Origin of the sequence: Nocardia sp. AB354, from assembly GCF_049538315.1 — a bacterium.
In the GTDB taxonomy this organism is placed as follows: domain Bacteria; phylum Actinomycetota; class Actinomycetes; order Mycobacteriales; family Mycobacteriaceae; genus Nocardia; species Nocardia nova.
In genome coordinates this window covers 44616-68186 of record NZ_JBMVFU010000030.1, presented here as the reverse complement: position 1 = coordinate 68186, position 23571 = coordinate 44616, and the positions used below count along the sequence as shown (strand labels likewise).

The 23571-nt window shown below is 67.9% G+C and carries 24 protein-coding genes; 15 read left to right on the top strand and 9 right to left on the bottom strand.

Annotation, left to right across the window (positions count from 1 at the left end; translation table 11 throughout):
• Positions 1-123: 123 nt before the first annotated feature.
• Complete coding sequence (locus tag ACPCUW_RS30975) at positions 124-561, bottom strand: DUF4267 domain-containing protein (protein WP_423428743.1); 438 nt, start codon at positions 559-561, stop codon at positions 124-126.
• 88 nt (positions 562-649) lie between these two features.
• On the opposite strand from ACPCUW_RS30975, the gene ACPCUW_RS30970 reads away from it, so the two are divergent.
• Positions 650-1222 (top strand): TetR/AcrR family transcriptional regulator, encoded by a 573-nt coding sequence (locus tag ACPCUW_RS30970; RefSeq protein ID WP_063019578.1) that lies wholly within the window; start codon positions 650-652, stop codon positions 1220-1222.
• 74 nt (positions 1223-1296) lie between these two features.
• Positions 1297-2748, top strand: a complete 1452-nt coding sequence (locus ACPCUW_RS30965) for a phytoene desaturase family protein (RefSeq protein ID WP_423428741.1) — start codon at positions 1297-1299, stop codon at positions 2746-2748.
• Between the two features lie 11 nt (positions 2749-2759).
• Here ACPCUW_RS30965 and ACPCUW_RS30960 read toward each other — a convergent pair whose 3' ends face one another.
• The 5 genes from ACPCUW_RS30960 to ACPCUW_RS30940 form a co-directional block, all read right to left on the bottom strand.
• Positions 2760-3680 carry a cation diffusion facilitator family transporter gene (locus tag ACPCUW_RS30960; RefSeq protein WP_423428740.1) on the bottom strand — a complete coding sequence of 307 codons (921 nt, stop codon included), beginning with the start codon at positions 3678-3680 and terminating at the stop codon, positions 2760-2762.
• Positions 3681-3763: 83 nt separating this feature from the next.
• On the bottom strand, positions 3764-4999 hold the full coding sequence (manA, locus tag ACPCUW_RS30955) for a mannose-6-phosphate isomerase, class I (protein WP_063019576.1): 1236 nt from the start codon (positions 4997-4999) through the stop codon (positions 3764-3766).
• Complete coding sequence (locus ACPCUW_RS30950) at positions 4999-6198, bottom strand: hypothetical protein (protein ID WP_064901697.1); 1200 nt, start codon at positions 6196-6198, stop codon at positions 4999-5001. The genes manA and ACPCUW_RS30950 overlap by 1 nt, the downstream gene beginning before the upstream one ends.
• 92 nt (positions 6199-6290) lie before the next feature.
• Positions 6291-7673, bottom strand: coding sequence for a phosphomannomutase/phosphoglucomutase (locus tag ACPCUW_RS30945; RefSeq protein ID WP_064901726.1), 1383 nt, complete (start codon positions 7671-7673; stop codon positions 6291-6293).
• 75 nt (positions 7674-7748) lie between these two features.
• On the bottom strand, positions 7749-8138 hold the full coding sequence (locus ACPCUW_RS30940; protein ID WP_030515004.1) for a DUF3499 domain-containing protein: 390 nt from the start codon (positions 8136-8138) through the stop codon (positions 7749-7751).
• A 150-nt stretch (positions 8139-8288) separates the two neighbouring features.
• Here ACPCUW_RS30940 and ACPCUW_RS30935 point away from each other — a divergent pair, with 150 nt between their 5' ends.
• The gene (locus tag ACPCUW_RS30935; protein ID WP_195022669.1) at positions 8289-8765 is read left to right on the top strand and encodes a metallopeptidase family protein; all 477 of its coding nucleotides are present in this window, start codon (positions 8289-8291) and stop codon (positions 8763-8765) included.
• Positions 8766-9101: 336 nt separating this feature from the next.
• On the opposite strand, the gene ACPCUW_RS30930 is transcribed toward ACPCUW_RS30935, so the two are convergent.
• Complete coding sequence (locus ACPCUW_RS30930; RefSeq protein ID WP_030515006.1) at positions 9102-9335, bottom strand: WhiB family transcriptional regulator; 234 nt, start codon at positions 9333-9335, stop codon at positions 9102-9104.
• 447 nt (positions 9336-9782) lie between these two features.
• Here ACPCUW_RS30930 and cofD point away from each other — a divergent pair, with 447 nt between their 5' ends.
• The 8 genes from cofD to ACPCUW_RS30890 all read left to right on the top strand — a co-directional run bounded on the left by cofD (position 9783) and on the right by ACPCUW_RS30890 (position 16903).
• The gene (gene cofD, locus ACPCUW_RS30925; RefSeq protein WP_231983207.1) at positions 9783-10931 is read left to right on the top strand and encodes a 2-phospho-L-lactate transferase; all 1149 of its coding nucleotides are present in this window, start codon (positions 9783-9785) and stop codon (positions 10929-10931) included.
• A 71-nt stretch (positions 10932-11002) separates the two neighbouring features.
• Positions 11003-12361 (top strand): coenzyme F420-0:L-glutamate ligase, encoded by a 1359-nt coding sequence (locus ACPCUW_RS30920; RefSeq protein WP_423428736.1) that lies wholly within the window; start codon positions 11003-11005, stop codon positions 12359-12361.
• Complete coding sequence (locus tag ACPCUW_RS30915) at positions 12358-12876, top strand: NUDIX hydrolase (protein WP_423428735.1); 519 nt, start codon at positions 12358-12360, stop codon at positions 12874-12876. Before ACPCUW_RS30920 ends, ACPCUW_RS30915 begins: the two co-directional genes overlap by 4 nt.
• 183 nt (positions 12877-13059) lie before the next feature.
• Positions 13060-14286, top strand: a complete 1227-nt coding sequence (locus ACPCUW_RS30910; RefSeq protein ID WP_423428734.1) for an alkane 1-monooxygenase — start codon at positions 13060-13062, stop codon at positions 14284-14286.
• Positions 14287-14353: 67 nt separating this feature from the next.
• Positions 14354-14518: a rubredoxin gene (locus tag ACPCUW_RS30905; protein WP_030515011.1), complete on the top strand. Its 165-nt coding sequence runs from the start codon at positions 14354-14356 to the stop codon at positions 14516-14518.
• Positions 14519-14585: 67 nt separating this feature from the next.
• Positions 14586-14771 carry a rubredoxin gene (locus ACPCUW_RS30900; RefSeq protein ID WP_030515012.1) on the top strand — a complete coding sequence of 62 codons (186 nt, stop codon included), beginning with the start codon at positions 14586-14588 and terminating at the stop codon, positions 14769-14771.
• A 42-nt stretch (positions 14772-14813) separates the two neighbouring features.
• Positions 14814-15443: a TetR family transcriptional regulator gene (locus tag ACPCUW_RS30895; protein WP_104392697.1), complete on the top strand. Its 630-nt coding sequence runs from the start codon at positions 14814-14816 to the stop codon at positions 15441-15443.
• Between the two features lie 356 nt (positions 15444-15799).
• Positions 15800-16903, top strand: a complete 1104-nt coding sequence (locus tag ACPCUW_RS30890; protein WP_423428732.1) for an alkane 1-monooxygenase — start codon at positions 15800-15802, stop codon at positions 16901-16903.
• Between the two features lie 22 nt (positions 16904-16925).
• Here the strand turns inward: ACPCUW_RS30890 and ACPCUW_RS30885 are convergent, their stop codons facing one another.
• Positions 16926-18284, bottom strand: a complete 1359-nt coding sequence (locus tag ACPCUW_RS30885) for a cation:dicarboxylate symporter family transporter (RefSeq protein WP_423428730.1) — start codon at positions 18282-18284, stop codon at positions 16926-16928.
• Between the two features lie 148 nt (positions 18285-18432).
• Here ACPCUW_RS30885 and ACPCUW_RS30880 point away from each other — a divergent pair, with 148 nt between their 5' ends.
• The 3 genes from ACPCUW_RS30880 (at position 18433) to ahcY (ending at position 22312) form a co-directional block, all read left to right on the top strand.
• Positions 18433-19965, top strand: coding sequence for a sensor histidine kinase (locus tag ACPCUW_RS30880; RefSeq protein WP_423428728.1), 1533 nt, complete (start codon positions 18433-18435; stop codon positions 19963-19965).
• On the top strand, positions 19962-20666 hold the full coding sequence (locus ACPCUW_RS30875) for a response regulator (protein WP_064901691.1): 705 nt from the start codon (positions 19962-19964) through the stop codon (positions 20664-20666). The genes ACPCUW_RS30880 and ACPCUW_RS30875 overlap by 4 nt, the downstream gene beginning before the upstream one ends.
• Before the next feature lie 164 nt (positions 20667-20830).
• Positions 20831-22312 carry an adenosylhomocysteinase gene (gene ahcY, locus ACPCUW_RS30870; protein WP_423428725.1) on the top strand — a complete coding sequence of 494 codons (1482 nt, stop codon included), beginning with the start codon at positions 20831-20833 and terminating at the stop codon, positions 22310-22312.
• A 67-nt stretch (positions 22313-22379) separates the two neighbouring features.
• Here the strand turns inward: ahcY and ACPCUW_RS30865 are convergent, their stop codons facing one another.
• Complete coding sequence (locus ACPCUW_RS30865) at positions 22380-22754, bottom strand: hypothetical protein (RefSeq protein ID WP_423428723.1); 375 nt, start codon at positions 22752-22754, stop codon at positions 22380-22382.
• A gap of 165 nt (positions 22755-22919) precedes the next feature.
• Between ACPCUW_RS30865 and ACPCUW_RS30860 the strand changes: the two genes are divergently transcribed.
• Positions 22920-23567 carry a dTMP kinase gene (locus tag ACPCUW_RS30860; RefSeq protein ID WP_063018901.1) on the top strand — a complete coding sequence of 216 codons (648 nt, stop codon included), beginning with the start codon at positions 22920-22922 and terminating at the stop codon, positions 23565-23567.
• Positions 23568-23571 lie beyond the last annotated feature (4 nt).

The following is a 23571-nucleotide window of genomic DNA, read 5'->3' as shown; positions in this document are numbered from 1 at the left end:
GTCGCCGCTCCAGGGCTGTGCATCGGCCGTGCTGTGTATCGGCCCGTGCTGTGAATCGACGAGGCCGCCCGTGCACTCGCACGGGCGGCCTGTGTCGTTGTAGCGGCCGAGAACTCCCTACGACTATTGCGAGACAGCGGTGACCGGCACCGCTGCGACGGTGTCGCGGCACGACTCCGCCGAACGCTCGCGCACGAGGAGCAGGCCGGTGGCCGCGACCAAAGCTGCGGTCAGACCGTGCACGCTCAGCGCGGTGGTCACCGAACCGTGGTTGTTCAGCACGGTCAGCATGTCGCCGACCGGGGTCACCGCGACGGCGAGCATCGCGATACCGAGGGCGAAACGCTGCCGCGTCAGCAGCAGCGCCAGCAGCACCACGCCGGAGCTGATATCGCGGACTCCCTTCAGTGTCATGAAGGCCGACGACTCACCCTGCGGCCAGGCCGGAAGCCCGAAACCGGGTGCCATGGAATTCGGTGCGAGGACGTAGCCGAGGCCGATGTACAGGATGAAGGCGACGCCGATCAGGACGAGGGCGGTGGCGATGCGAGTACGCTTCATTGTCTTGCTCCAAAATCTAGCGTTGCTAACCGATAGGTCGATCGTAAGTGGTGATCGCTAACTTGTCTAGCGTTGCTAGAATTTCGGTATGACGGTTCAGGAACGCAAAGAACGCGAACGTGCCCAGCGCCGGCAGGCGATCATCGACAGTGCACGTGAACTGGCCGAATCCGACGGCTGGGATGCGGTGACCGTGCGTCGGCTCGCCGAACGTATCGAATACAGCCAGCCCGTGCTCTACAGCCACTTCTCGGGAAAGCGGGCGATCGTCTCGGCTGTCGCCGAGGAGGGGATCGCCCTGCTCAGAGATGTCCTGCGGGCCGCGCGCGAACAGGCCGACGGCCCCGACGCCGCGATGGAGGCGGTCGCCCGGGCCTATCTGCACTTCGCCGCCGACAACCCCGCCCTCTACGACGCCATGTTCGTTCAGGACACCGAACTGCCCTTCGGCCCCGACGCCCCGCAGACATTGCGCGACTGCTTCGAGGAACTCGAGCGACTCTTCCGCCCGCGCGTCCCCGACGACGAATCCGGGGCCTATACCGAAGTGTTCTGGAGCGCACTGCACGGGATGGCGGCATTGGACCGAAGCGGTCGCCTGCGCCCCGACCTGTGGGAACAACGCATGCACGTCCTCATGCGCTGGGGCACTCGCAGTTGACGTGCCATCTGCCGTAGCCGGTCGGTGCGCCGGGATGCCGTGGAGCCCTTGGTTTTCGCCCTAAGGTGGTGATCATGGCGGATGCGGTGGTGGTCGGCTCCGGGCCCAATGGTCTGGCCGCGGCGGTGCTGCTGGCCCGCGCGGGGCTCGAGGTGGAGGTATTCGAAGCCGCGGATCATGCCGGTGGCGGCTGCCGTACCGCCGAGCTCACCCTGCCCGGCTATCACCACGACGTGTGCGCGGGCGCGCATCCGATGGCGCTGGCATCCCCGTTCTTCCGCGCCTTCGATCTCGGCGCGCACGGCGTCGAACTGGCGGCTCCCGAGATCTCCTACGGACATCCGCTCGACGGCGGGGTGGCCGCGGCGGCCTGGCGGGATCTGGATCGGACGGTCGAGGGTCTGGGCCGCGACGGTGCGACATGGCGGCGCCTGTTCGCCCCGCTGGTGCGACAGTGGGAGGCGGTGGTGGAGCTGGGGATGTCGGACCTGCGTCATATCCCTCGTGATCCGCTGTCCGCCGTGCGCTTCGGGCGCCGGCTGCTCGAGCAGGCATCGCCGATGTGGGACCTGCGTTTTCGCGAGGAGCGCGCAGCGGCACTGTTCACCGGGGTGAGTGCGCACGCCATCATGCCGCCGCGGCAGTTCGCGGCGGCCGGGGTGGCGCTGCTGCTGGGCACCCTCGGCCATGTGGGTGGCTGGCCCATTCCACACGGCGGCTCACAGGCCATCGCCGATGCGCTGATCGCGGATCTGGAGCGGCACGGCGGACGCGTCCACACCGGGCACCGCGTCGATTCCCTGGACGAATTCGCCGGTGTGCGAACGGTTCTGCTCGATACCGCGCCGACGGAACTGCTGCGGATCGCGCGGGTTCCCACGGCATATCGAAACCGGCTGCAGCGCTATCGATTCGGCGGCGCGGCCTGCAAGGTCGATTTCGCGCTCTCGGGTCCGGTGCCGTGGCAGGCGCCGGAGCCGGCGGCCGCGGGCACCGTGCACGTCGTCGGCACGCGAGCCGAGGCGACGGCCGTCGAACGTCTCGTCGCGTCGGGACGCCACGCCGAGCGGCCCTACGTCCTGGTGATTCAGCCGGGCGTGGTCGATTCGTCGCGGGCGCCCGGCGACAACCACACGCTCTACGCCTATGCCCATGTACCCCACGGATCCGGCCGCGACGTGAGTCCCGAAGTCGTCGCGCAACTCGAACGCTTCGCCCCCGGCTTCCGTGACCTGATTCAGGCCACCTGTGTGCGCCCGGCCGCACTCATGCCCGCGTACAACGCCAACTACGTCGGCGGCGATATCGCGGCCGGCGCGATGACGCCGGCGCAGACGATCTTCCGCCCGACGCCGCGCTGGAACCCTTATGCCACACCGCTTCCCGGTGTGTACCTGTGCTCCGCGGCGACCCCGCCGGGGCCCGGCGTGCACGGCATGTGCGGCATGCACGCCGCGACTCGTGCGCTGCGCGAACGGTTCGGCATCCGCCTCGACCCGGCCGTCCTGCTCGGCGCGACGAGCTGAACCGGAAGGACCTACACCGGCTGGGTGCGGTACAGATCGGGTTCGATGTACATGGCCCGGGCGGCGGGGACGGCAGCCCGCACCCGGGCTTCGGCGTCGTCGATCGCGGTCGCGATATCGGCGATCTCGAGTCCGGGCACGATCGACACCTTCGCCGCGACGAGCATCTCCTCCGGGCCGAGGTATTCGGTGCGCAGGTGGATGACCCGGTCGATGCGCTCGCCGTCGACCAGATTCGCGCGGATCGCCGCATCCTGCGCGGGTGTCGCGCCCTCACCGATCAGCAGGCTCTTCATCTCCACGATCAGCACGACCGCGATGACACCGAGCAGCACGCCGATGCCGAGGGTGCCGATACCGTCCCAGATCGCATTGTCGGTCACCACGGTCAGCACCACGGCGACCAGCGCGATCAGCAGGCCGATCAGCGCACCGGTGTCCTCGAGCAGTACCACTGGGAGTTCCGGGCTGCGGGAATTTCGGATGAACCGCCACCAGCTCGCCCCCTCGCGCAGCGGCGAGGACTCCCGCATCGCGGTCATGAAGCTGTAGCCCTCCAGCGCGGCCGCGATACCCAGGATCACGATCGCCACCGCGGGAGAGGTCAGTTCCTCCGGATGCTGGATCTTGTGCACACCCTCGTAGATGGCGTACATCGAGCCGAGCGAGAACAGCACCAGCGCCACGACGAACGAGTAGAAGTAGCGGTTGCGCCCGTAGCCGAACGGATGCAGGTCGTCGGCCTCCTGCTCGGCACGTTTCTGCCCGAGCAGCAGCAGTCCCTGATTACCGGTGTCGGCCACCGAGTGCACGGCCTCGGCCAGCATCGAGCCGGAACCGGTGATCGCGGCGCCGACGAATTTCGCCACCGCGATACCGGCATTCGCGCTCAACGCCGCGAAGATCGCCTTCTTTCCGCCACCAGCAGACATGGTGCAGCCCCGGTCCTTCCGTCCCCGGCGCTCGCCGGTAGATGTCCGATTTGTTCGATCAATCTACTAAAGCGGCCGCGCGCTCACTCGCCCACACACGCGCAGAACAGTTGCGCCGGGCCGCCCAGGGCCCGTGCCTGGATATCGGTATCGGTCGCCGAGATCCACGCCGCGCTGCCGGCCGCGATCGGCAATTCGCTCCCGGCCTGCGACAGCAGGACGGTCCCGGCCGTCACCAGCATGATGCCCGGTCCGACGCGCGGGATGTCGACCGCCGCGGCATCCTCGGCCAGTTCGAAGCGGCGCAGCGCGAATTCCGGTGCGGGCGTGGGATACCGGAACGAGTGCGCATCGACCGGTTCGGGTTCGATGATCGGCGCCCGCAGCGGTTCGAAATCCAGCACGCGCAGCAGTTCGGGCACGTCGACATGCTTGGGAGTGAGCCCCCCGCGCAGCACATTGTCCGAATTGGCCATGATTTCGACGCCGATGCCGCGTAGGTAGGCGTGCAGACTGCCGGCGGCCAGGAACAGGCCCTGTCCGGGTTCGAGGGTCAATCGGTTCAGCAGCAGGGCGGCCAGGACCCCGGCATCACCCGGATACGCCTCGGCCAGTTCCAGCGTGGTGCGCGCCTCGGCCGCGAATTCCTTGGCCAGTCCGGGGGGTTCGAGTGGGTCGACCTGTTTGAGATAGCGCACACATCCGTCGAGGACCTTCGGCAGCAGTGTGGCCAGCATGGCCTGCGGCAGGGTGATCCAGGTGGTGAACAGCGTGCGCAGGCCGCCCGAGTCCGGCTGGGCGGCAAGCAGTTCGGTGTACTGCACCAGTTCCGGCACGGCCAGCGAGTTCAGCAGGTCGACGGTGCGCAGCGGATCGCGGAAGCCGGCCAGCGCCTCGAAACGGTCGAGTGCCACCACCAGTTCGGGTTTGTGGGAGTCGTCGCGGTAGTTGCGCATCGGGGAATCCAGCGGCACCCGCGTGTGATTCTCCCGTTCGAATCCGTAGCGGGCCTGATCTGCGCTGGGATGTGCCTGCAGTGAGAGCGGTTCCTCGGCGGCCAGGATCTTCAGCAGGAACGGCAGGCGCCCGCCGAATGCCGCCGCGACCGTACCCAACTCCCGGTTCGGCTCGGCCTCGAGCAGTTCCAGCAGCGAGCGGCCGGCGCCGTCGGCGAGGACCTTCGCCGGGTCGGCGGGGTGGGCGCCGAACCACAATTCGGCTTCGGGATGAGGGGAGGGAACCTCCCGACCGCACAGCTGAGCGAGGGCGGTGCGAGATCCCCAGGCATAGGAACGCAACGCACCAACGAGTTCGTGCACTAGTAGTGGCCCCCGTCGTAGTGGGCGGGACGGCTCGTGGCTGGGGGGCCGCCGAGCAGACGCAGATACGCGGCGGCCATTTCCAGCCGCAGTACCAGCACCGCCAGTTGTTCGAGCTCGCTGCCGCGCCCGGCCGCCGGCGCCTGGGGTTCGCTCGCCCCGGCTTCGCGCGGCACACTCGCCTCGGTTCGCATCAGTTCGATGTCGACGTTGACCAGATCGGCGTCGACGATGCCCGCGCCCGCGCCGAAGACGGCCAGCCGGCGCCGGGCCGCGACCTGGTCGCCGTCGGCGCTCACCACGAACACCCGGGCCCGATCGACCGGCGCCGGCCCGTCCAACTGCTCGTCGTGGAACAGCGGGTCGTAACCGGGTGCGGTCGCCTCGGCGGATTCGATCAGCCGGGCGTTCGCGGCCACGGCCTCGGTGAGGTCGACGGCGGCCGCGATCTGTCCCGCGGTCTGCAACAGCACCTCGGCGCCGTGCTCGGCCACGACCGCTGCGGCGGGGGAATCACCGGTCAGCACCAGCCGCCGTTCCCGCATCCGCGCGGCGAGGGTTTTGGCGGGATTGTGGAAGACCTCGTGGTGCGGTCCGTCGCGCAGGGCCTCGGCGTCGAGCGCGTCGGCGAGTTCGTCGAGGTTCGGCACCAGCGGTCCGATATGCGTCGGATCGATCGCCTGCAGCACCGCGATCCCGACGGCGACGAAGCGCAGAATCCGGTTATGGTCCAGCACCCGGACCCGCGGCGGCAGCATGGCCGCGCGTCCGGCGGCCGCGGCCCGCATCGGGCCTTCGTCCGGCGCGGCGACCACGACTTCGGCGCCGCGGCGCAGCGCGCGGTCGACGGCGCCGGTCAGTCGCGGATCGGCCGAGTCGTCGCCGGCCACGACCACCACATCCAGCGAACCGACCCACTGCGGAATCGTGGTGGCGCTGATGATGGGCAGGCCCGCGCGGTCGCCGAACGCGGCCTGCAGCAGAGTGGCCGCCCGGGCCGCGCGTCCGGTGCCGGAGACCAGCACCAGACTTCGCGGCCGCAGCCCGTCGAGCCGGATGAGCGCGTTTTCGGCGACGGCGGCCGCGGTGGCACGCACCTGGGCGCCCCCCGAGGCGGCCGAACGCAAAATTCCCCCGGAATCAGCGGCCTCCAACGAGGCGACGTCATCGAGGTCGAGTACGGGTGTCCCTGCGATCATCGGGCGTTGCCACCTCCCCTCAATCGGGTCACCACGCCGGGGGATGTCGTTGTCCCCGGGCGAATCCAAGCCCTGTGATTCCACTATTCCAGTCAGCCGCGCACGATGCTCAGAATCTCGGTTACGAGTGCGTCTACTTCCTCCTGCGAACGGGCCTCGACGTTGAGTCGCAACAGCGGCTCGGTGTTGGATGCGCGCAGATTGAACCACGCCTGTCCGGGCAGCCGCACGGTCACGCCGTCGAGCCGGTCCACCGATTGCGCGCGCCCTTCGAATGCGGTGACCACCGCCAGGGTTCGGTCCTGCGCATCCGCCACTGTGGAGTTGATCTCTCCGGAGGCCGCGTACGTCGCATACGAGGACGCCAGCTCCGACATCGGCCGGTCCTTCTCACCCAGGGCAGCCAGCACGTGCAGAGCGGCCAGCATACCGGAGTCGGCACCCCAGAAGTCGCGGAAGTAGTAGTGCGCGGAGTGCTCTCCGCCGAAGATCGCGCCGGTCGAGGCCATCTGCTGCTTGATGAAGGAATGGCCGACGCGGGTGCGGACCGGCGTGCCGCCGAGTTCGGTGACCAGTTCGGGTACGGCCTGTGAGGTGATCAGATTGTGAATGATCGTGGCGCCCGGCTCTTTCGCCAGTTCGCGCTCCGCGACCAGCGCGGTGATCGCGGAGGGGGAGACCGGTTCGCCGCGCTCGTCGACGACGAAGCAGCGGTCGGCGTCACCGTCGAACGCCAGGCCGATGTCGGCGCCGGTCTCGCGGACGTACTTCTGCAGGTCGACCAGGTTCTTCGGATCCAGCGGGTTCGCCTCGTGATTGGGGAACGATCCGTCGAGTTCGAAGTAGAGCGGGGCGATGGTCAGTTGCGGCACCGCGCCCAGCACGGCCGGGACCGTGTAGCCGCCCATGCCGTTGCCCGCGTCCACGGCGATCTTCAGCGGCCGGATCGCGCCGAGATCGACCAGGCCGCGCAGGAATTCGGCGTAGGCCTCGAGCAAATTCTGCTCGGTGGCGGTGCCGCGGGTGCCCGGCCCGGCGGGTACGCCGTCGACGAGTTCCTCGGCGATGGTCGCGAGCCCGGTCTCCTGGCCGACCGGCAGCGCGTTGGCCCGGCACAACTTGATGCCGTTGTAGCGGGCGGGGTTGTGACTGGCAGTGAACATCGCCCCGGGGGACTGCAGATGGCCGGAGGCGAAGTAGAGCTCGTCGGTGGAGGCGAGCCCGATGTGGACCACGTCGAGCCCCTGATCGAGGACGCCGTCGGCGAAGGCGGCGGCCAGTTCCGGGGAGGAGTCGCGCATATCGTGACCGATGACGATGCGCGTGGCGGGGGTGGCGTCGGTGCGCATCAGCCGGGCGAAGGCCGCGCCCACGTCGCGGACGAATTCCGCGTCGATCTGCTCTCCGACAACCCCGCGAACGTCGTATGCCTTGACAACTGCGTGAACGGACTCGGCAGACCGGGCGACTGTCATGACCAACACCCTAATAGGGCCGCGGGCCCGGCCGGGCTTCAGGCCGGTCGCGCGTGTGGCGCGTGCGGTGCGGGCTCAGTTCGGGGGATCGGGCAGCACCCGGAGATGGCCGCGGCGCCCGGTGCGGCCGGGCCGCTGGGGTCGCGCCGGCGGCGGGGAGTAATCGCTGTAGCCGCGCTGTTCGGGTTCCGGCGCGCGCCGGCGCATACCGGCTTCGCGGACGGCCTCGGCCAGTGCGGTCAGGTCGTCGTCGTCCGGTGTGCTGGAAGAGAATCCACCTTCGTGCCGGACCAGTTCCCAGCCCTTGGGGGCGGTGATGCGGGAGCCGTGGGTTTCGCACAGATCCCAGGAGTGCGGTTCGGCGACGGTGGCGAGGGGGCCGACGACTGCGGTGGAGTCCGAGTAGACATACGTGAGCGTCGCGACGGCCGGATTCTTGCAGCCTGGGCGGCAGCAACGACGCATGGGAATCACATCCAGCAGACTAACCCCCCACGCCGTGTGTCGCAGACAGACACGCGGGCCGGTGCCCGGCCGGTTCGGGGCGCGCGGGGGCTCCGGCTCCGGGGAGAGCACGTGGCCGCGCCCTCGGCGCGGTGACTACTGTCGCAAGGTATGACCCGATCGAAGAGGCGGCCGGTGACGACCCGTTCGGTGGTTCGCCGCGGGCGCGGTGTGCGCGGACCGATGCTGCCGCCGTCGGCGCCCGCGCGCCGCACCCGCGGCCAGCAGTTCGACCGGCTGGTATTGGAGGCGTTCGCCCCTCTGGACGCCCGCTGGCACGATCGCCTGACCAAACTCGACATCGCGGTCGACGACGTCCCCAAGATCCGCCCGCTGCACCCGGATTCGGTCACCTGGCCCGACGAGGTGGTCGCCGACGGCCCGGTCCCGCTCTCCCGCCTGGTTCCGGCCGGAGTGGACCGCCACAACGTAGCCACCCGAGCCCGAGTGGTCCTGTTTCGCAAACCCCTCGAACTCCGTGCCCACGACCCGGAAGACCTCCTGGACCTCCTCCGCGAAGTCCTGGTCCAGCAGATAGCCACCTATCTGGGCGTCGACCCGGAGATCATCGACCCGACAGGGGAGTAAGCGCGCAAGAGCTGTCGGTCACCGCGCTCGCCGATGAGAACGAACGCGGCGACCGAGAACGAGTGCCGGGCCACGGCGAACGAGTGCCGCGCGCCCAAAAACGAGTCCCGGGCGATCAGCAATCCCGGGCGCCCCGCTTCCCGTGGCTCGCCCCGCCCCGCCGAAGCGAAGCGAGGCGAACAGGCAAACCGGACAACAGATTTCGCGAGCACGTGGGTAACTCACCGGGGACGCCCAGAACCCGACCAGCGCCATGACCGCCGGCCCGAAGCGACACTCACCCGGCTCTCCCGGCACGCAAGATTCCCGGAGAGGCGGGGAGCGAGGCGGGTGAACTCAGCTGATGCCGCGCTTGAGGCGGCGGCGTTCGCGTTCGGACAGGCCGCCCCAGATCCCGAACCGCTCATCGTGCGCGAGTGCGTACTCCAGGCACTCGTCGCGGACCTCGCAGCCCATGCAGATCCGTTTGGCTTCCCTTGTGGAGCCGCCTTTTTCGGGGAAGAAGGCTTCCGGATCGGTTTGGGCGCACAGCGCCCGTTCCTGCCACTGTTCTTCGATGGTGTCGAACATCGCATCGAAGTCGGTGACGATGAGACTCAGCTGCGGTGGTTCGGGTTTGCGCTGGGCGCGCGCCCACTGCCCTCCCTGCGGAGTTCTGTTGAGCGATCCCGATTCGTTGTTCACCGTGCTGCCCCCCTCTCGTTCGTCGTTCCGGCTGTCAGCGCAGTCGCTTGGTGCTGCGCATGCTGTGGAATCGGTTTGCGATACACCGCCCGGAATGCCCGACGGGGCCAGCTCCTCGGCCATCGCTCCGCCTCCTCACTGTGTGTTAGCGCAGAATGATTTTTCCGTCGGACCGGACGTGCCCACCGACGGTCCCACACCGCGACGTAGTCCCGCGGACATCCCCGAGCTTGTCGTTCCGATGCGAACATGCGTTCGAAACGCGGTCTGCGCCAAAGGCTCTCGCGCGGACCCGGAATGACATGTCTGTGATTAGACACGCCGGACGCGCCGATGGTCAAGCTGCCGACACAATTCCGTTACTATCCGAGGCCGCCTTCGGCGCGGTTCGGTAACCCCGAAGTAGCAAATGACCAGCAAATACGCACTCGAACACCCGCTTCCGGGCACCGCATAGGCTGTGCGGATGTGACTGGAGAACAAGCGGACATCGCGGCCGAGATCGAGCGGATTGATCGTAAACCGCGCATTGCGGTGTTGGTCGGTGGAGTCGGCGGCGCGCGCTTCTTACAAGGTGTGCGGGAACTGCTGCCGGACGCGGATGTAACGGCGCTGGTGAACGTCGGCGACGATGTCTGGATGCACGGTTTACGCATCTGTCCCGACCTGGACACCTGCATGTACACGCTGGGTGGGGGTATCGATACCGAGCGCGGCTGGGGTCGCGTCGGGGAAACCTGGCATGCCAAGGAGGAACTGGCGAAATACCACGCGCAACCGGATTGGTTCGGACTCGGAGATCGCGATATCGCGACGCATCTGGTGCGCAGTGAAATGCTGCGCGCGGGATACCCGCTCTCGGCGGTTACCGAAGCGCTGTGCAATCGCTGGCAGCCCGGTGTGAAACTTCTCCCGGCGACCGACGATCGCTGCGAAACCCACGTTGTGATCAGTGACCCCGACAACCCTGGCGAACGCCGCGCGATTCATTTCCAGGAGTGGTGGGTGCGGTACCGAGCAAACGTCGAGACCCATGGATTCGTCACAATCGGGGCGGATCAAGCCAAACCGGCCCCCGGTGTGACGGAAATCATAGAGGCTGCTGATGTGGTGCTGCTGGCACCCTCGAACCCCGTGGTGAGCATCGGTGCGATCCTCGCCGTGCCGGGTATCCGGGGCGCCCTGCGGACCACCTCCGCCAAAGTCGTCGGTTTATCGCCCGTGATCGGGGGAAAACCCTTGCGCGGCATGGCCGATGAATGCCTCGAGGTGATCGGCGTGGAAACCTCGGCCGAGGCCATCGGACGGCACTTCGGCGCCCGGTCCGACACCGGCATCCTCGACGGCTGGCTGATCCACTCGAGCGACGAGGCCGACGTACCGGGTGTGGAGGTGCGCAGCGTGCCGTTGCTGATGACCGATCCGGCCGCCACCGCGGCGATGGTGCGGGCAGCGCTCGATCTCGCGGGAGTGCCGGCATGAGCGATCAGGCGCGGAGGCGGGAGCGGAGCATAACCACGCAGCGCCCAGCTCATGCCGAAAATGAGCACAGCATGAGCGATCAGGGGCGAAACACCGATCACGCGCCCGGCGGGGAGATCCGGATCATCCCGGTGCCGGGGCTGCCAGAATTCCGGCCGGGCGACGACGTCGCGGAACATATTGCGGCCCAGGCTCCTTGGCTCGCCGACGGTGATGTGCTGGTGGTGACCAGCAAGATCGTCGCCAAGGCCGAGGGACGCATCATCGAGGCGCCGCGGGATCCGGACGAGCGCGACGCGGTGCGACGGAAACTGGTCGATGCCGAGGCGGTGCGGGTGCTGGCGCGCAAGGGTCGCACCCTCATCACCGAGAATCACATCGGCATCGTGCAGGCCGCTTCCGGCGTGGACGGCTCGAATGTGGAACAGGGCGAATTGGTCCTGCTACCAACCGATCCCGACGCCAGCGCGAAGGCGTTGCGGGCGGAATTGGCCCAGCGCCTCGGCGTCGACGTCGCGGTGGTGATCACCGACACCATGGGTCGCGCCTGGCGCATCGGGCAGACCGATGCCGCGATCGGCGCCGCCGGCCTGCGCGTCGTGCACGACTACGCCGGCGCGGTCGACGGGCAGGGTAACGAGTTGCAGGTCACCCAGGTGGCGGTGGCCGACGAACTCGCTGCCGCAGCGGATCTCGCGAAGGGCAAGCTGGGCGGGGTGCCGGTCGCGGTCGTGCGCGGGCTGACTCCGCACGACGACGGATCCACCGCCAAGGATCTGCTGCGCGGCGGCGAGGAGGATCTGTTCTGGCTCGGCACCGCCGAGGCGATCGAGCGTGGCCACCGGGAAGCGCTGCTGCTGCGCCGCTCGGTGCGGACCTTCGCCGATACCCCGGTCGACCCCGAGGTGATCCGGGCCGCGGTCGGCGACGCGCTCACCGCGCCGGCGCCGCATCACACCCGGCCGGTTCGCTTCGTCTGGGTGCGGCAGCCGGAGCTGCGCGCGCGACTGCTGAATTCGATGGCGGCGCAATGGCGCACAGATCTCGGTGGCGACGGTCTCGATCCCGAGCGGGTGGAACGCCGGGTCGCGCGTGGCCGGATCCTGTTCGACGCCCCCGAGGTGATCATCCCGTTCTGTGTCCCCGACGGCGCGCACGACTATCCGGACCAGCGTCGCCGTGCCGCCGAATCGACCATGTTCACCGTCGCGGTGGGCGCGGCTGTGCAGGGACTGCTGGTCGGCCTGGCCACGCGGGGCGTCGGCAGCTGCTGGATCGGCTCGACCATCTTCGCGCCCGAGGTGACGCGTGAGGTGCTGGGGCTGGCGCCGGACTGGAATCCGTTGGGCGCCATAGCCATCGGCTATCCCGAGGAGGAGCTTTCGCCGCGCCCGCCGCGCGAGGCGGGAACGGGCCTGGTCGAGTTGTGAGTACCGAGTCGCTGCACGCCTCGGCCACCGAGCTGCTCGAAAACTGGAAGCCCGCAACGCATCCGGAACAGTCGGTGCGCGAGGCGATGCTGGCGTTCCTGGGGTCGGCGCCGCGCGGGTGTCTGCGCGAACACGCACCCGGCCACATCACCGCGTCGGCGGTGGTGTTCTCCCACGACGAGCGTGAGGTGCTGTTGACGCTGCACCCGCGAGTCGGCCGGTGGATCCAGCTGGGCGGTCACTGCGAGCCGGGGGACGAGACCGTCGTCGACGCCGCGTTGCGGGAGGCGACCGAGGAGTCCGGGATCGCCGGGCTGCAGGTCGAACCCGGCCTGTACGGCGCGCAGGCCCATCCGATCACCTGCTCGCTGGGGGTGCCGACCCGCCATCTGGATCTGCTGTTCAAGATCCGCGCTCCGCGCGGCGCGCTGCCGGTGCGCAGTGCGGAGTCGACGGATCTGCGGTGGTGGCCGGTCGACGCGCTGCCCGCCGATTCGGATGTGCTGTTGCGCTGATCCAGCTTTCACCGGCGGGACGGGTCGCCGAGCGGAATCCGTCCCGCCCGGCCGTCGCGCGGTCACAACGCGTTTACAAATCGGCAAAAATGTATAGACACCCGACAGGCATCGGCATATTGTCCACGGTAATGGTTACCCACATCACAGTAGATGTGGCAGCTGTATCGAATGGAGACGACGATGTCGACCGAAGCCGGAACCACCGACGGCCTGCTCGACTCGGGATGGCGTGACCGCAAGCGCTATATGTGGTTGTGGGGGTTGTTCGCCCCGACCGGACTGTTCATCATCGGACTACCGCTGATCTGGGGACTCAACGAACTGGGCTGGCATACCCTCGCGAAGGTGCCGTTCTGGCTCGGTCCGATCCTGATCTATCTGGTCATTCCCGCCGCCGACCTGTTCTTCGGGGCCGACGGTGAGAATCCGCCGGACGAGGTCATGGAGTATCTGGAGAACGACCGGTACTACCGCTACCTCACCTATATCTACCTGCCGTTCCAGTACGCGTCGCTGGTCATGGCGTGCTACCTGATCACCGCGGACAACCTGAGCTGGCTCGGCATCGACGGCGGGCTCACCGTCGTGGACAAGATCGGCCTGGCCCTGACGGTCGGAATGGTCGGCGGCATCGGGATCAACACCGCTCACGAACTCGGGCACAAGAAGGTGCATCTGGAACGCTGGCTGTCACGCATCGCGCTGGCCCAGACGTTCTACGGCCACTTCTACATCGAGCACAATCGCGGGCATCATGTGCGGGTGGCCACGCCGGAGGATCCCGCGAGTTCCCGGGTGGGCGAGACATTCTGGGCGTTCTGGCCGCGCACGGTCTGGGGCAGTCTGCGCTCCGCGTGGGGCCTCGAGCGGACCCGGCTGGAACGGCTCGGGAAGCGGCCGTGGAGTCTGCACAACGATGTGCTCAGCGCGTGGGCGATGTCGCTGGTGCTCTACGCGGCGCTGGTGGCCGGCTTCGGCATCGAGGTCCTGCCGTATCTGGTGCTGCAGGCGGTGGTCGGCTTCAGCCTGCTGGAGGCGGTCAATTATCTGGAGCACTACGGTCTGCTGCGGCAGCGCACGGCCCGCGGCCGGTACGAGCGGCCGACACCGCGGCACAGCTGGAACAGCGACCACCTCGTCACCAACATCTTCCTGTACCACCTGCAGCGGCACAGCGATCACCACGCCTACCCGACCCGCCGCTACCAGACCCTGCGCAGTTGGGACGGCGCGCCGAATCTGCCGAGCGGTTACGCCAGCATGATCCTGCTCGCCTACTTCCCGCCGCTGTGGCGGCGCGTGATGGACAACCGCGTTCTGGCCCACTACGACGGCGATCTCACGCTGGCGAATGTTCAGCCGAGCAAGCGGGACAAGGTCCTCGCGCGTTACCAGGAGGCACGATGAGCGACAATCGCGCAGCGGCTCGTCGTGCCGACCGGGTGCGGGTGTCCCGCACAACACAGGAGGGATGATGGGGGCTTTTCGTTGCCCTGTCTGCGATTACGTATACGACGAGGCGAAAGGCGCTCCGCGGGAAGGGTTTCCGGCGGGCACGCCGTGGGAGTCGGTGCCGGACGACTGGTGCTGCCCGGACTGCGGGGTGCGGGAGAAGATCGATTTCGAGGAGGCAGGGTGAGTGACAATCGCGGAGCGGCTCGCCGTGCCGACCGGGTGCGGGTGTCCCGCAAATCACAGGAGGCACGGTGAGTCGGCCCTATCGGATTTTCCAGTGCATCCAGTGCGGCTTCGAATACGACGAGGAGCAGGGCTGGCCGGACGAGGGTATCGCGCCGGGAACGCGCTGGGAGGACATTCCGGACGACTGGACATGTCCGGACTGCGGCGCGGCCAAGGCCGACTTCTTCATGGTCGAGATCGAACGTTCGTGAGTCGTTTTGACTGTGGAATCGACCCGTGACACCGTCGCGGGTATGCCGCGTAACGGATCCCGGGTCCCGTATCAGGAGGCGGCGCGCACCCTGCTGCGCACGTCGGTCCTCGATGCGGTGCGGGAACTGCTGATCGAGCGGGACTGGGCCAAGATCACGCTCGGCGACGTCGCGACGCGGGCGGGGGTGAGCCGCCAGACCCTGTACAACGAATTCGGCTCCCGGACGGGGCTGGCGCAGGCGTATGCGCTGCGGCTGGCCGACCAGCTGGTCGACCATGTCGGAACGGCCATCGAGGACAATGTGGGGGATGCGCGGGCGGCGTTCCGCGAAGGCCTGGCAAATTTCATCCTCGACAGTGCGGCCGATCCGCTGGTGCAGTCACTGGTGGTCGGTGAGGCCAAGCTGGATCTGCTGCGGTTGATCACCCTCGACGCCGGGCCGCTCATCGAACATGCCGCCCGCCGTTTGGGCGCGGCATTCGAAAACAGCTGGGTGGGGGCGTCGCCGGCGGAGGCGGATGTGCTCGCGCACGCCCTGGTGCGCATCGCCATCAGCTACATCCCCACCCCCGCCGCACTGCACCGCGACGCGCCGGAGGAGCTGAGCAGGTTGCTGTCGCCGTATGTGGAGGCGATTCTCGCCGCGCGGGACCGGACCGGCGGCCGGTAGCCCGAAATCGCCCTGTGACGGATAACGATTCGTCTCCGGGCCGGTTGGGGTGCCGGCCGACAACCGGGCGTGCGCTCGCCGGCCGATCGAGTGGACTGGATGGGTGCTGACCTGGGCGCTCGCTGCGGAAACGATGGTTGCTGATGCGATGCGGCGCAGCTGGTTCCGGCCCCCGCTGTCCGTGACTTCGGGTCCGCCTGTGTAACGGTTACCACTTTGCGGGTTTGAACCGGGCGTAACGGCCCCGGAGCAGCTACATATTTACCTGGCAGGAGTCCAGGTTCATTCAAGTGGGGCAATAAGTGCAAACGGTCGGCAAACGCTCGGGTTCGGCTGATCCCAAGAAGCATCTGTGGATGTTGGGATTGATCGCTCCGGGCTGCGCATTGCTCCCTTCCCAGCTGGTCGCCCGGACCGGCATCGAAGCGTTCTGGTGGATCGGGCCGATCATCGTGCTGATCGTGATACCGCTGCTGGACTGGTTCGTCGGCGAGGACGGCACGAACCCGCGCGACGAGGATTACGAGCGGCTCTCCCACGACCGCTACTACCGGTGGTGCACCTATCTGTTCCTGCCCATCCAGCTGGCCGGACTGGTGATCGCGGCCTACATGTGGTCGGGTGACGAACTCGACGTGGTGGACAAGCTGGGGCTGGCGGCGACGCTCGGTTTCGTCAGCGGTATCGGCATCAACGCCGCGCACGAGCTGGGGCATCGGGTGGAACGGCTGGAGCGGTGGCTGGCCAAGCTCGCACTGGCGCAGTCCGGATACGGGCATTTCTTCGTCGAACACAACAAGGGGCACCACGCCCGGGTGGCCACCCCGGACGATCCGGCCAGTGCCCGGATGGGCGAATCGCTGTGGATGTTCCTGCCGCGCAGCATCTTCGGCGGACTGCGCTCGGCGATCCGGCTGGAACGCGAAAGGCTGCATCGCAAGGGCCTCGGCTGGTGGAACGTGCGCAACAACATCCTGCAGGCGTGGTCGATGACGGTGGTGCTCTACGGTGCGCTGCTGGCGGTGTTCGGTTTCGCCATGCTCCCGTATCTGCTGCTGCAGGCCGTGATCGGATTCGGGCTGCTGGAAACCGTGAACTACGTCGAGCACTACGGGTTGTTGCGCCGTCGCCTGCCCGGTGGGCGCTGGGCGCGCTGCTCGCCGGCCGACAGCTGGAACTCCGATCGGCTGGTCACCAACATCTTCCTGTTCCATTTGCAGCGCCACAGCGACCACCACGCCAATCCGGGCCGTCGCTATCAGACCCTGCGCAGCACCCAGGAGGCTCCGCAACTTCCGGCGGGTTACGCGACGATGATCCTGCTGGCCACCGTTCCGCCGCTGTGGCGGCGGGTGATGGATCCGAGGGTCGCCGCCCACTACGCGGGCGATCTCGGCAGAGCCAATATCGCGCCGCGCAAGCGGGAGCGCACCCTGGCCGCCTACCGGCTCGCCGGATAGCGGGTTCGGGCAGGACCGGGTTTCAGGCGGGGACGAGCTCGGTCCGTTCCGGGGGAGTCGCGGGTGCTTCGGCGGGTTCGTCGTCGACCATGGTCGTCTCGTCGAAGGGGAGTTCGCGGTCGAGCACGGCGCGCAAGCGCACATCGTCGACGGTCTTGGTCCAGGTTCCCACCAGGACGGTGGCGACGGCGTTGCCGGAGAAGTTGGTGACGGCGCGGGCCTCGGACATGAACCGGTCGATGCCGACGATCAGGCCCACACCGTCGATCAGATCCGGGCGATGGCTCTGCAACCCGCCGGCCAGGGTGGCCAGACCCGCGCCGGTAACCCCGGCCGCGCCCTTGGAGGCGACGATCATGAACACCAGCAGGCCGATCTGCTGCCCCAGCGTCAGTGGCTTACCCATCGCGTCGGCGATGAACAGCGAGGACATCGTCAGGTAGATCGCGGTGCCGTCCAGGTTGAACGAGTATCCGGTCGGCACCACGATGCCCACCGTCGAGCGTTCGACCCCCAGATGTTCCATCTTCGCGATCAACCGCGGCAACGCGGACTCCGAGGACGAGGTGGAGAAGATCAGGAGATATTCGCGGGCCAGGTAGCGAACCAGCTTGAAGATCGATACGCCCGAACTCACCCGCAGTAGCACGCCCAGTACGCCGAAGACGAAGATCAGGCAGGTCAGATAGAACGCGAGCATCAGTGCCGCAAGCTGCTTCACGGCATCCAGTCCGGTCGCCGCCACCACGTTCGCGATCGCGCCGAAGGCACCGAGCGGTGCCAGCCACAGGATCATGGTCAGGATCTTGAACACCAGCTTCTGTGCCAGCCCCACCGCGCGCAGGATCGGTTCGCCCTGCTTGCCCATCGCCTGCACGGCGAAGCCGACCAGCAGCGCCACGAACAGGGTCTGCAGCACGCTGCCGGCGGTCAGCGACGAGAGCAGCGAGGTCGGAATGATGCTCTCCAGGAAGTGCCAGGTGCCACCGCTGCCCTCGGCCTGTTTCACGTAGCCGGCGGCAGCGCCGATGTGTTCGTGGACGTTCAGGCCGCTGCCCGGCTGCAGCAGGTTGCCGACGACGAGACCGATCGTCAGCGCCACCGTCGACATGATCAGGAAGTAGCCGATCGACAGGCCGCCGATCTTGCCGACCCGTGCGGCCGCCCGCACCGACCCGATACCCAGCACGATCGTGCAGAAGATGACCGGGGAGATCATCATCTTTATCAGATTGACGAACATGGTGCCCAGCTCGCCCACGGATTTTCCGAATGCGGGCGCCAGCCAGCCGACGAGTACGCCGGCCACGACCGCCACGATGACGGCGAGATAGAGCCAATGGGTACGGTCGCGACGGTGCGTCCGTGTCGAGTCGCTCATGAGATGTGCCTCCGGTGCTGCCCGATCTGTCCCTCGGGTTCGTACTGTGATGATGGGGGTGACCGTGACCTCGGTCACCATTACGTACGTTTCGTTCACGGGAGGACCGTTGCGGGCGAGAGGCCGGACCGCCGGACGTGGACGGGGCATGACCCTGGCCGGCCAGGTCTTCGTGGTGCAGCTGGCGGTCCTGGTGGTGGTGATCGCGGTCGGATCGGCGCTGGCGGTGTGGGAGGTGCGCCGGGAACAGGACGATGCGACGGCCCGGCGGGTCACCGGCATCGCGGTGGCCCTCGCGCAGGCGCCTTCCACGGCGGCCGCCGTGCGGACGCCGGATCCCACGGCCGTGCTGCAGCCGGTGACCGAACGGATCCGGCAGCGGACCGGAGTGGACTTCATCGTGGTGATGGCCCCCGACCGCACCCGGTACACCCATACCGATGTCAGCCGGATCGGACAGCCGTTCAGTGGCAACATCGATCGGGCGCTGGCCGGTGAGACGTTCACCGAGACCTACACCGGGACGCTGGGCCCGTCGATCCGGGCGGTCACACCCGTCGTCGACGACACCGGCCGGGTCGTCGCGCTGGTCTCGGCGGGCGTGACCCGCGCCCGCATCGGCGATCAGGTGAGTGCGCAGCTGCCGCTGATCCTCGGGGCGGCCGGCGCCGGTCTGCTGCTGGCCGTCCTGGGCGCACTGCTGCTGCGCCGCCGGCTGCTGCGCCAGACCCAGGGACTGGGTCCGGCCGAACTGCGGACGCTCTACGAACATCACGACGCGGTGCTGCACTCCGTGCACGAGGGCCTGATCGTGTTCGACCGCGACGACGAGGCGGCGGCGGTGGTCAACGACGAGGCCAGACGCTTGCTCGAACTCCCGGACGGCCCGGTGCGACGCGCCGATCTGCCGGTCTCGCTGCGGCGCCTCGACGCGACCGTGATCCGCGACGAGATGCACGTGACAGCGGCGCGGGTGCTGGTGGTCAATCAGGACGTCGTCTCCTGGGCGGGGCGGCGTCTCGGCACCGTTCTCACCATCCGTGACCACACCGAATTGCGCGACATCATGGGTGAGTTGGACTCCGCGCGCGGTCTGGCGGAATCGCTGCGCGCACAGGCACACGAGGCGGCCAACCGGTTGCATGCGGTGATCACCATGGTCGAACTGGGCAATGTCGCCGGAGCCGTCGATTTCGCGACGGCCGAGCTACAGCTGTCCCAGGCGCTGATCGACCGCCTGACCGATGCGGTCCACGAGCCGGTACTGGTGGCACTGCTGCTCGGCAAGGTCGACCGGGCCATCGAGCGCGGAGTGGAGCTGACCGTCGCCGACGACACCGCGCTGGAATCCGCCGCCCCGCTGACCCCGCAGGAGATGGTCACCCTGGTCGGGAACCTCGTCGACAACGCGGTGGACGCGGTGGCGCAGAATCCCGACGCGTGGGTCGAGGTGACGGTCCGCTCGGAGGCATCGGCGCTGGTGGTCAGGGTCGCCGACAGCGGCCCGGGAATGTCGGAGGAGACCTTCGCCCGGGCGATGGAGCGGGGATATACGACCAAGGCCGAACATCACGGCCTCGGCCTGGCGCTGGTGTGGCGGCTGGTGACCCGATACGGTGGCTCGCTGCGGGCCGAGCGAAGTCCCGAATCCGCTGTCGTGGTGAGGATTCCGGTGCGATGACGGGCCAGCCGATCCGGGTGCTGATCGTGGAGGACGAACCGCGCATCGCCGAGGCGCATCACTCGTATGTCGCGCGGGTGACGGGATTCGAGCCGGTGGGGGTGGCCGCCACCGGCCGCGACGCCATCCGCACGGCGACGCACGCTGCCGCCGCGGGAACTCCGATCGATCTGGTGCTGATGGATCTGGGACTGCCCGATATCGGCGGGCTCGAGGTGACCGCCGCCCTGGCCCGGCTGCGCCCGCGCCCCGATGTCATCGCCATCACCTCGGCGCGCGACCTCGAGATGGTGCGTGCCGCGGTCGCACACGGGATAGCGCTGTATCTGCTGAAACCGTTCACATTCGCGGCTTTCCGGGACAAACTCGAGCGCTATCTGGAATTCCGGGCCGCGCTGCCGGCCGATGATTCGACACTGACCCAGCACGACATCGATCGGGCATTGAGCGCGCTGCGCACCACCGATCCGAAGGCGTCCGCGCCGAAAGGTATTGCCCCGCAGACACTTCAGGAGATCTCCCGGGCGGTGCGCGAGACGCCGGCCGGGCTGTCGGCGACCGAAACCGGCCGCGCCGTGGGGGTTTCGCGGGTGACGGCATGGCGTTATCTGGAGCAGCTGGCGGCCGACGGCGTAGTGGAGCGCCGATCGGACTACGGCCGCGCCGGGCGTCCCCAGGTCCGATACGTCTGGCGCCGGTGATGTGCGGTCGGCTGTGCGGACGGTCGGCCGGGCGAGCACCGGCACGGTCGGGACCGGAATACGATCCGGCTCGGCGGCCGCACCCCGTCGGCGTACACCGAACGCGTGCGAGCGACTAGCCTGAGTTGTCGAACCGACATCCACCGAGAGGCTGATCCAGGCGCATGACGACCTCAGAACTTTCCGCTCAGACGAACCTGACTCCCGATGTCCGTAACGGCATCGACTACAAGGTGGCGGATCTGTCGCTGGCCGAGTTCGGCCGCAAGGAGATTCGACTGGCCGAACACGAGATGCCCGGTCTGATGGCGCTGCGCCGCGAGTACGCGGAGGTGCAGCCGCTGAAGGGTGCGCGCATCTCCGGTTCGCTGCACATGACGGTCCAGACCGCGGTGCTGATCGAGACCCTGGTCGAACTGGGTGCGCAGGTGCGCTGGGCCTCGTGCAACATCTTCTCCACCCAGGATCACGCGGCCGCCGCGGTCGTGGTGGGCCCGCACGGCACCGTCGACGAGCCCAAGGGCACCCCGGTCTTCGCCTGGAAGGGCGAGACCCTGGAGGAGTACTGGTGGGCGGCCGAGCAGATGCTGACCTGGCCGGGCGAGCCCCCCAACATGATCCTCGACGACGGCGGTGACGCCACCATGCTGGTGCTGCGCGGCGCCCAGTTCGAGAAGGCGGGGGTCGTCCCGCCCGAGGACGAGTCGCATTCGACCGAATACAAGGTATTCCTCAACCTGCTGCGCGCGAGCCTGGCCGCCGACGCCGGCAAGTGGAGCGCGATCGCCGAATCGGTGCAGGGTGTCACCGAGGAGACCACCACCGGCGTGTTGCGGTTGTACCAGTTCGCCGCCGCCGGTGAGCTGACCTTCCCCGCGATCAACGTCAACGACTCGGTCACCAAGTCCAAGTTCGACAACAAGTACGGCACCCGGCATTCGCTGATCGACGGCATCAACCGCGGCACCGATGTGCTGATCGGCGGTAAGAAGGTGCTGATCTGCGGTTACGGCGATGTGGGCAAGGGCTGCGCGGAGTCGATGGCCGGCCAGGGCGCGCGCGTGCAGGTCACCGAGATCGACCCGATCAACGCGCTGCAGGCGCTGATGGACGGTTTCGACGTCGTCACCGTCGAGCAGGCGATCGCCGATGCCGACATCGTGATCACCTCGACCGGTAACAAGGACATCATCGGCCTGGACCACATGAAGGCGATGAAGGATCAGGCGATCCTGGGCAATATCGGCCACTTCGACAACGAGATCGATATGGCCGCGCTGGAGAACTCCGGGGCCACCAAGCTGAACATCAAGCCGCAGGTCGACCTGTGGACCTTCGATTCCGGCAAGTCGATCATCGTGCTGTCCGAGGGCCGGCTGCTGAACCTGGGCAACGCCACCGGCCACCCCTCGTTCGTGATGAGCAACAGCTTCTCCAACCAGGTCATCGCGCAGATCGAGCTATGGACCAAGCCGGAGCAGTACGACAACGAGGTCTACCGCCTGCCGAAGGTGCTCGACGAGAAGGTCGCCCGCATCCACGTCGAGGCGCTGGGCGGCACCCTCACCAAGCTCACCAAGGACCAGGCCGAGTACATCGGCGTGGACGTCGAAGGCCCGTTCAAGCCGGAGCACTACCGGTACTGAGTTCGGAAACGGTTGTCCCGCAGGAGCTTTCGCTTCGACGGGACAACCGTCTCGTGAGCCGCGACGCTCAGATCTGGCAGGTGGGGCTGGGGTGCAGCAACCAGCACAGCACCGAGCCCGGCTCGTTCGAACCGCTCGCCGAGCCGGATCCGAGCGGCGTGTCGGCGATCGCGGTGTTCGCCTCCGGGGTCCGGGCTGCCGTCGCCGCGGCGCAGACGGTGCCCGGGGTGCACCCGTGGCTGATGTCGCCGAGCAGTTTCAACAGGTCGATGAGGCTGCTGCCGGCGCCGCCGTCGGTGGCCGAATCCGCACTTCCGGAGGCGCCCGCGACCGGGGCGGCGGGCTCGAGCGGGAGCGGTGCGGCCGTCGCGACACCGGCGACGAGGCCCGCGGTGATCGCGAGAGTCGCTGCGGCGGTACGTAATACACGAGTGATGAGCATGGGCGCCTTCCTGTTTTCGGGACGCTTCCTTGATCCCGCGCGGCGTCGCGGCCGTTATCCGGTGCGATGCCCCCAAAAGTAGCGCCTTCTGAAACGTCGACGTTTCCGATAACGCGCGGCGGGTGCGTGGAACAGGGCGGACGCAAAAGCTGTAACCTGCACGTTATGGGTGCACTCATCGCGGTAGAGGGCCTCGACGGCGCGGGTAAGCGGACGTTGATCGACGCCGTCGTCGCGGGCCTGCGCGACCGCGGTCTGCGCGTGGAGACGCTGGCCTTCCCGCGCTACGGCCGGTCGATCCACGCGGATCTCGCGGCCGAGGCCCTGCGCGGCCGGCACGGCGATGTGGCCGCATCCGTGAGCGCGATGGCGCTGCTTTTCGCCCTGGATCGCGCCGAGGCCCGCGACGAGTTGTCGAAACTGTTGGTGGACAACGATATTGTGCTGCTCGATCGGTATGTCGCCTCCAATGCCGCCTACAGCGCCGCACGGGCCGGCGAGCAGGCGGACGGCGAAACGAGTTCGTGGGTAGCGGAATTGGAGTTCGGCCGGTTCGAACTGCCGGTCCCCGATATCCAGATACTGCTCGACGTGCCGACCGAGCTGGCGGTCGAACGCGCCCGGCGCCGAGGTGAACTCGACACGGCACGCGCGCTCGACGCCTACGAACGGGATATATCGCTGCAGGAACGTACGGCGGCGGTCTATCGTGTGTTGGCCGAATCGCGGTGGCACGGGCCGTGGTGGGTCCATGCGCCGCAGGACGATCCGGTCCGACTCACCGAACGACTGGCGGAAATGATTGGCCGATAGGGTG

Coding starts and splice junctions, on each gene's coding strand:
- ACPCUW_RS30975 (WP_423428743.1), bottom strand. CDS start 561: ATGAAGCGTACTCGCATCGCCACCGCCCTCGTCCTGATCGGCGTCGCC.
- ACPCUW_RS30970 (WP_063019578.1), top strand. CDS start 650: ATGACGGTTCAGGAACGCAAAGAACGCGAACGTGCCCAGCGCCGGCAG.
- ACPCUW_RS30965 (WP_423428741.1), top strand. CDS start 1,297: ATGGCGGATGCGGTGGTGGTCGGCTCCGGGCCCAATGGTCTGGCCGCG.
- ACPCUW_RS30960 (WP_423428740.1), bottom strand. CDS start 3,680: ATGTCTGCTGGTGGCGGAAAGAAGGCGATCTTCGCGGCGTTGAGCGCG.
- ACPCUW_RS30950 (WP_064901697.1), bottom strand. CDS start 6,198: ATGATCGCAGGGACACCCGTACTCGACCTCGATGACGTCGCCTCGTTG.
- ACPCUW_RS30945 (WP_064901726.1), bottom strand. CDS start 7,673: ATGACAGTCGCCCGGTCTGCCGAGTCCGTTCACGCAGTTGTCAAGGCA.
- ACPCUW_RS30940 (WP_030515004.1), bottom strand. CDS start 8,138: ATGCGTCGTTGCTGCCGCCCAGGCTGCAAGAATCCGGCCGTCGCGACG.
- ACPCUW_RS30935 (WP_195022669.1), top strand. CDS start 8,289: ATGACCCGATCGAAGAGGCGGCCGGTGACGACCCGTTCGGTGGTTCGC.
- ACPCUW_RS30930 (WP_030515006.1), bottom strand. CDS start 9,335: ATGTTCGACACCATCGAAGAACAGTGGCAGGAACGGGCGCTGTGCGCC.
- cofD (WP_231983207.1), top strand. CDS start 9,783: ATGGTCAAGCTGCCGACACAATTCCGTTACTATCCGAGGCCGCCTTCG.
- ACPCUW_RS30920 (WP_423428736.1), top strand. CDS start 11,003: ATGAGCGATCAGGGGCGAAACACCGATCACGCGCCCGGCGGGGAGATC.
- ACPCUW_RS30910 (WP_423428734.1), top strand. CDS start 13,060: ATGTCGACCGAAGCCGGAACCACCGACGGCCTGCTCGACTCGGGATGG.
- ACPCUW_RS30905 (WP_030515011.1), top strand. CDS start 14,354: ATGGGGGCTTTTCGTTGCCCTGTCTGCGATTACGTATACGACGAGGCG.
- ACPCUW_RS30895 (WP_104392697.1), top strand. CDS start 14,814: ATGCCGCGTAACGGATCCCGGGTCCCGTATCAGGAGGCGGCGCGCACC.
- ACPCUW_RS30890 (WP_423428732.1), top strand. CDS start 15,800: ATGTTGGGATTGATCGCTCCGGGCTGCGCATTGCTCCCTTCCCAGCTG.
- ACPCUW_RS30885 (WP_423428730.1), bottom strand. CDS start 18,284: ATGAGCGACTCGACACGGACGCACCGTCGCGACCGTACCCATTGGCTC.
- ACPCUW_RS30880 (WP_423428728.1), top strand. CDS start 18,433: ATGACCCTGGCCGGCCAGGTCTTCGTGGTGCAGCTGGCGGTCCTGGTG.
- ACPCUW_RS30875 (WP_064901691.1), top strand. CDS start 19,962: ATGACGGGCCAGCCGATCCGGGTGCTGATCGTGGAGGACGAACCGCGC.
- ahcY (WP_423428725.1), top strand. CDS start 20,831: ATGACGACCTCAGAACTTTCCGCTCAGACGAACCTGACTCCCGATGTC.
- ACPCUW_RS30865 (WP_423428723.1), bottom strand. CDS start 22,754: ATGCTCATCACTCGTGTATTACGTACCGCCGCAGCGACTCTCGCGATC.
- ACPCUW_RS30860 (WP_063018901.1), top strand. CDS start 22,920: ATGGGTGCACTCATCGCGGTAGAGGGCCTCGACGGCGCGGGTAAGCGG.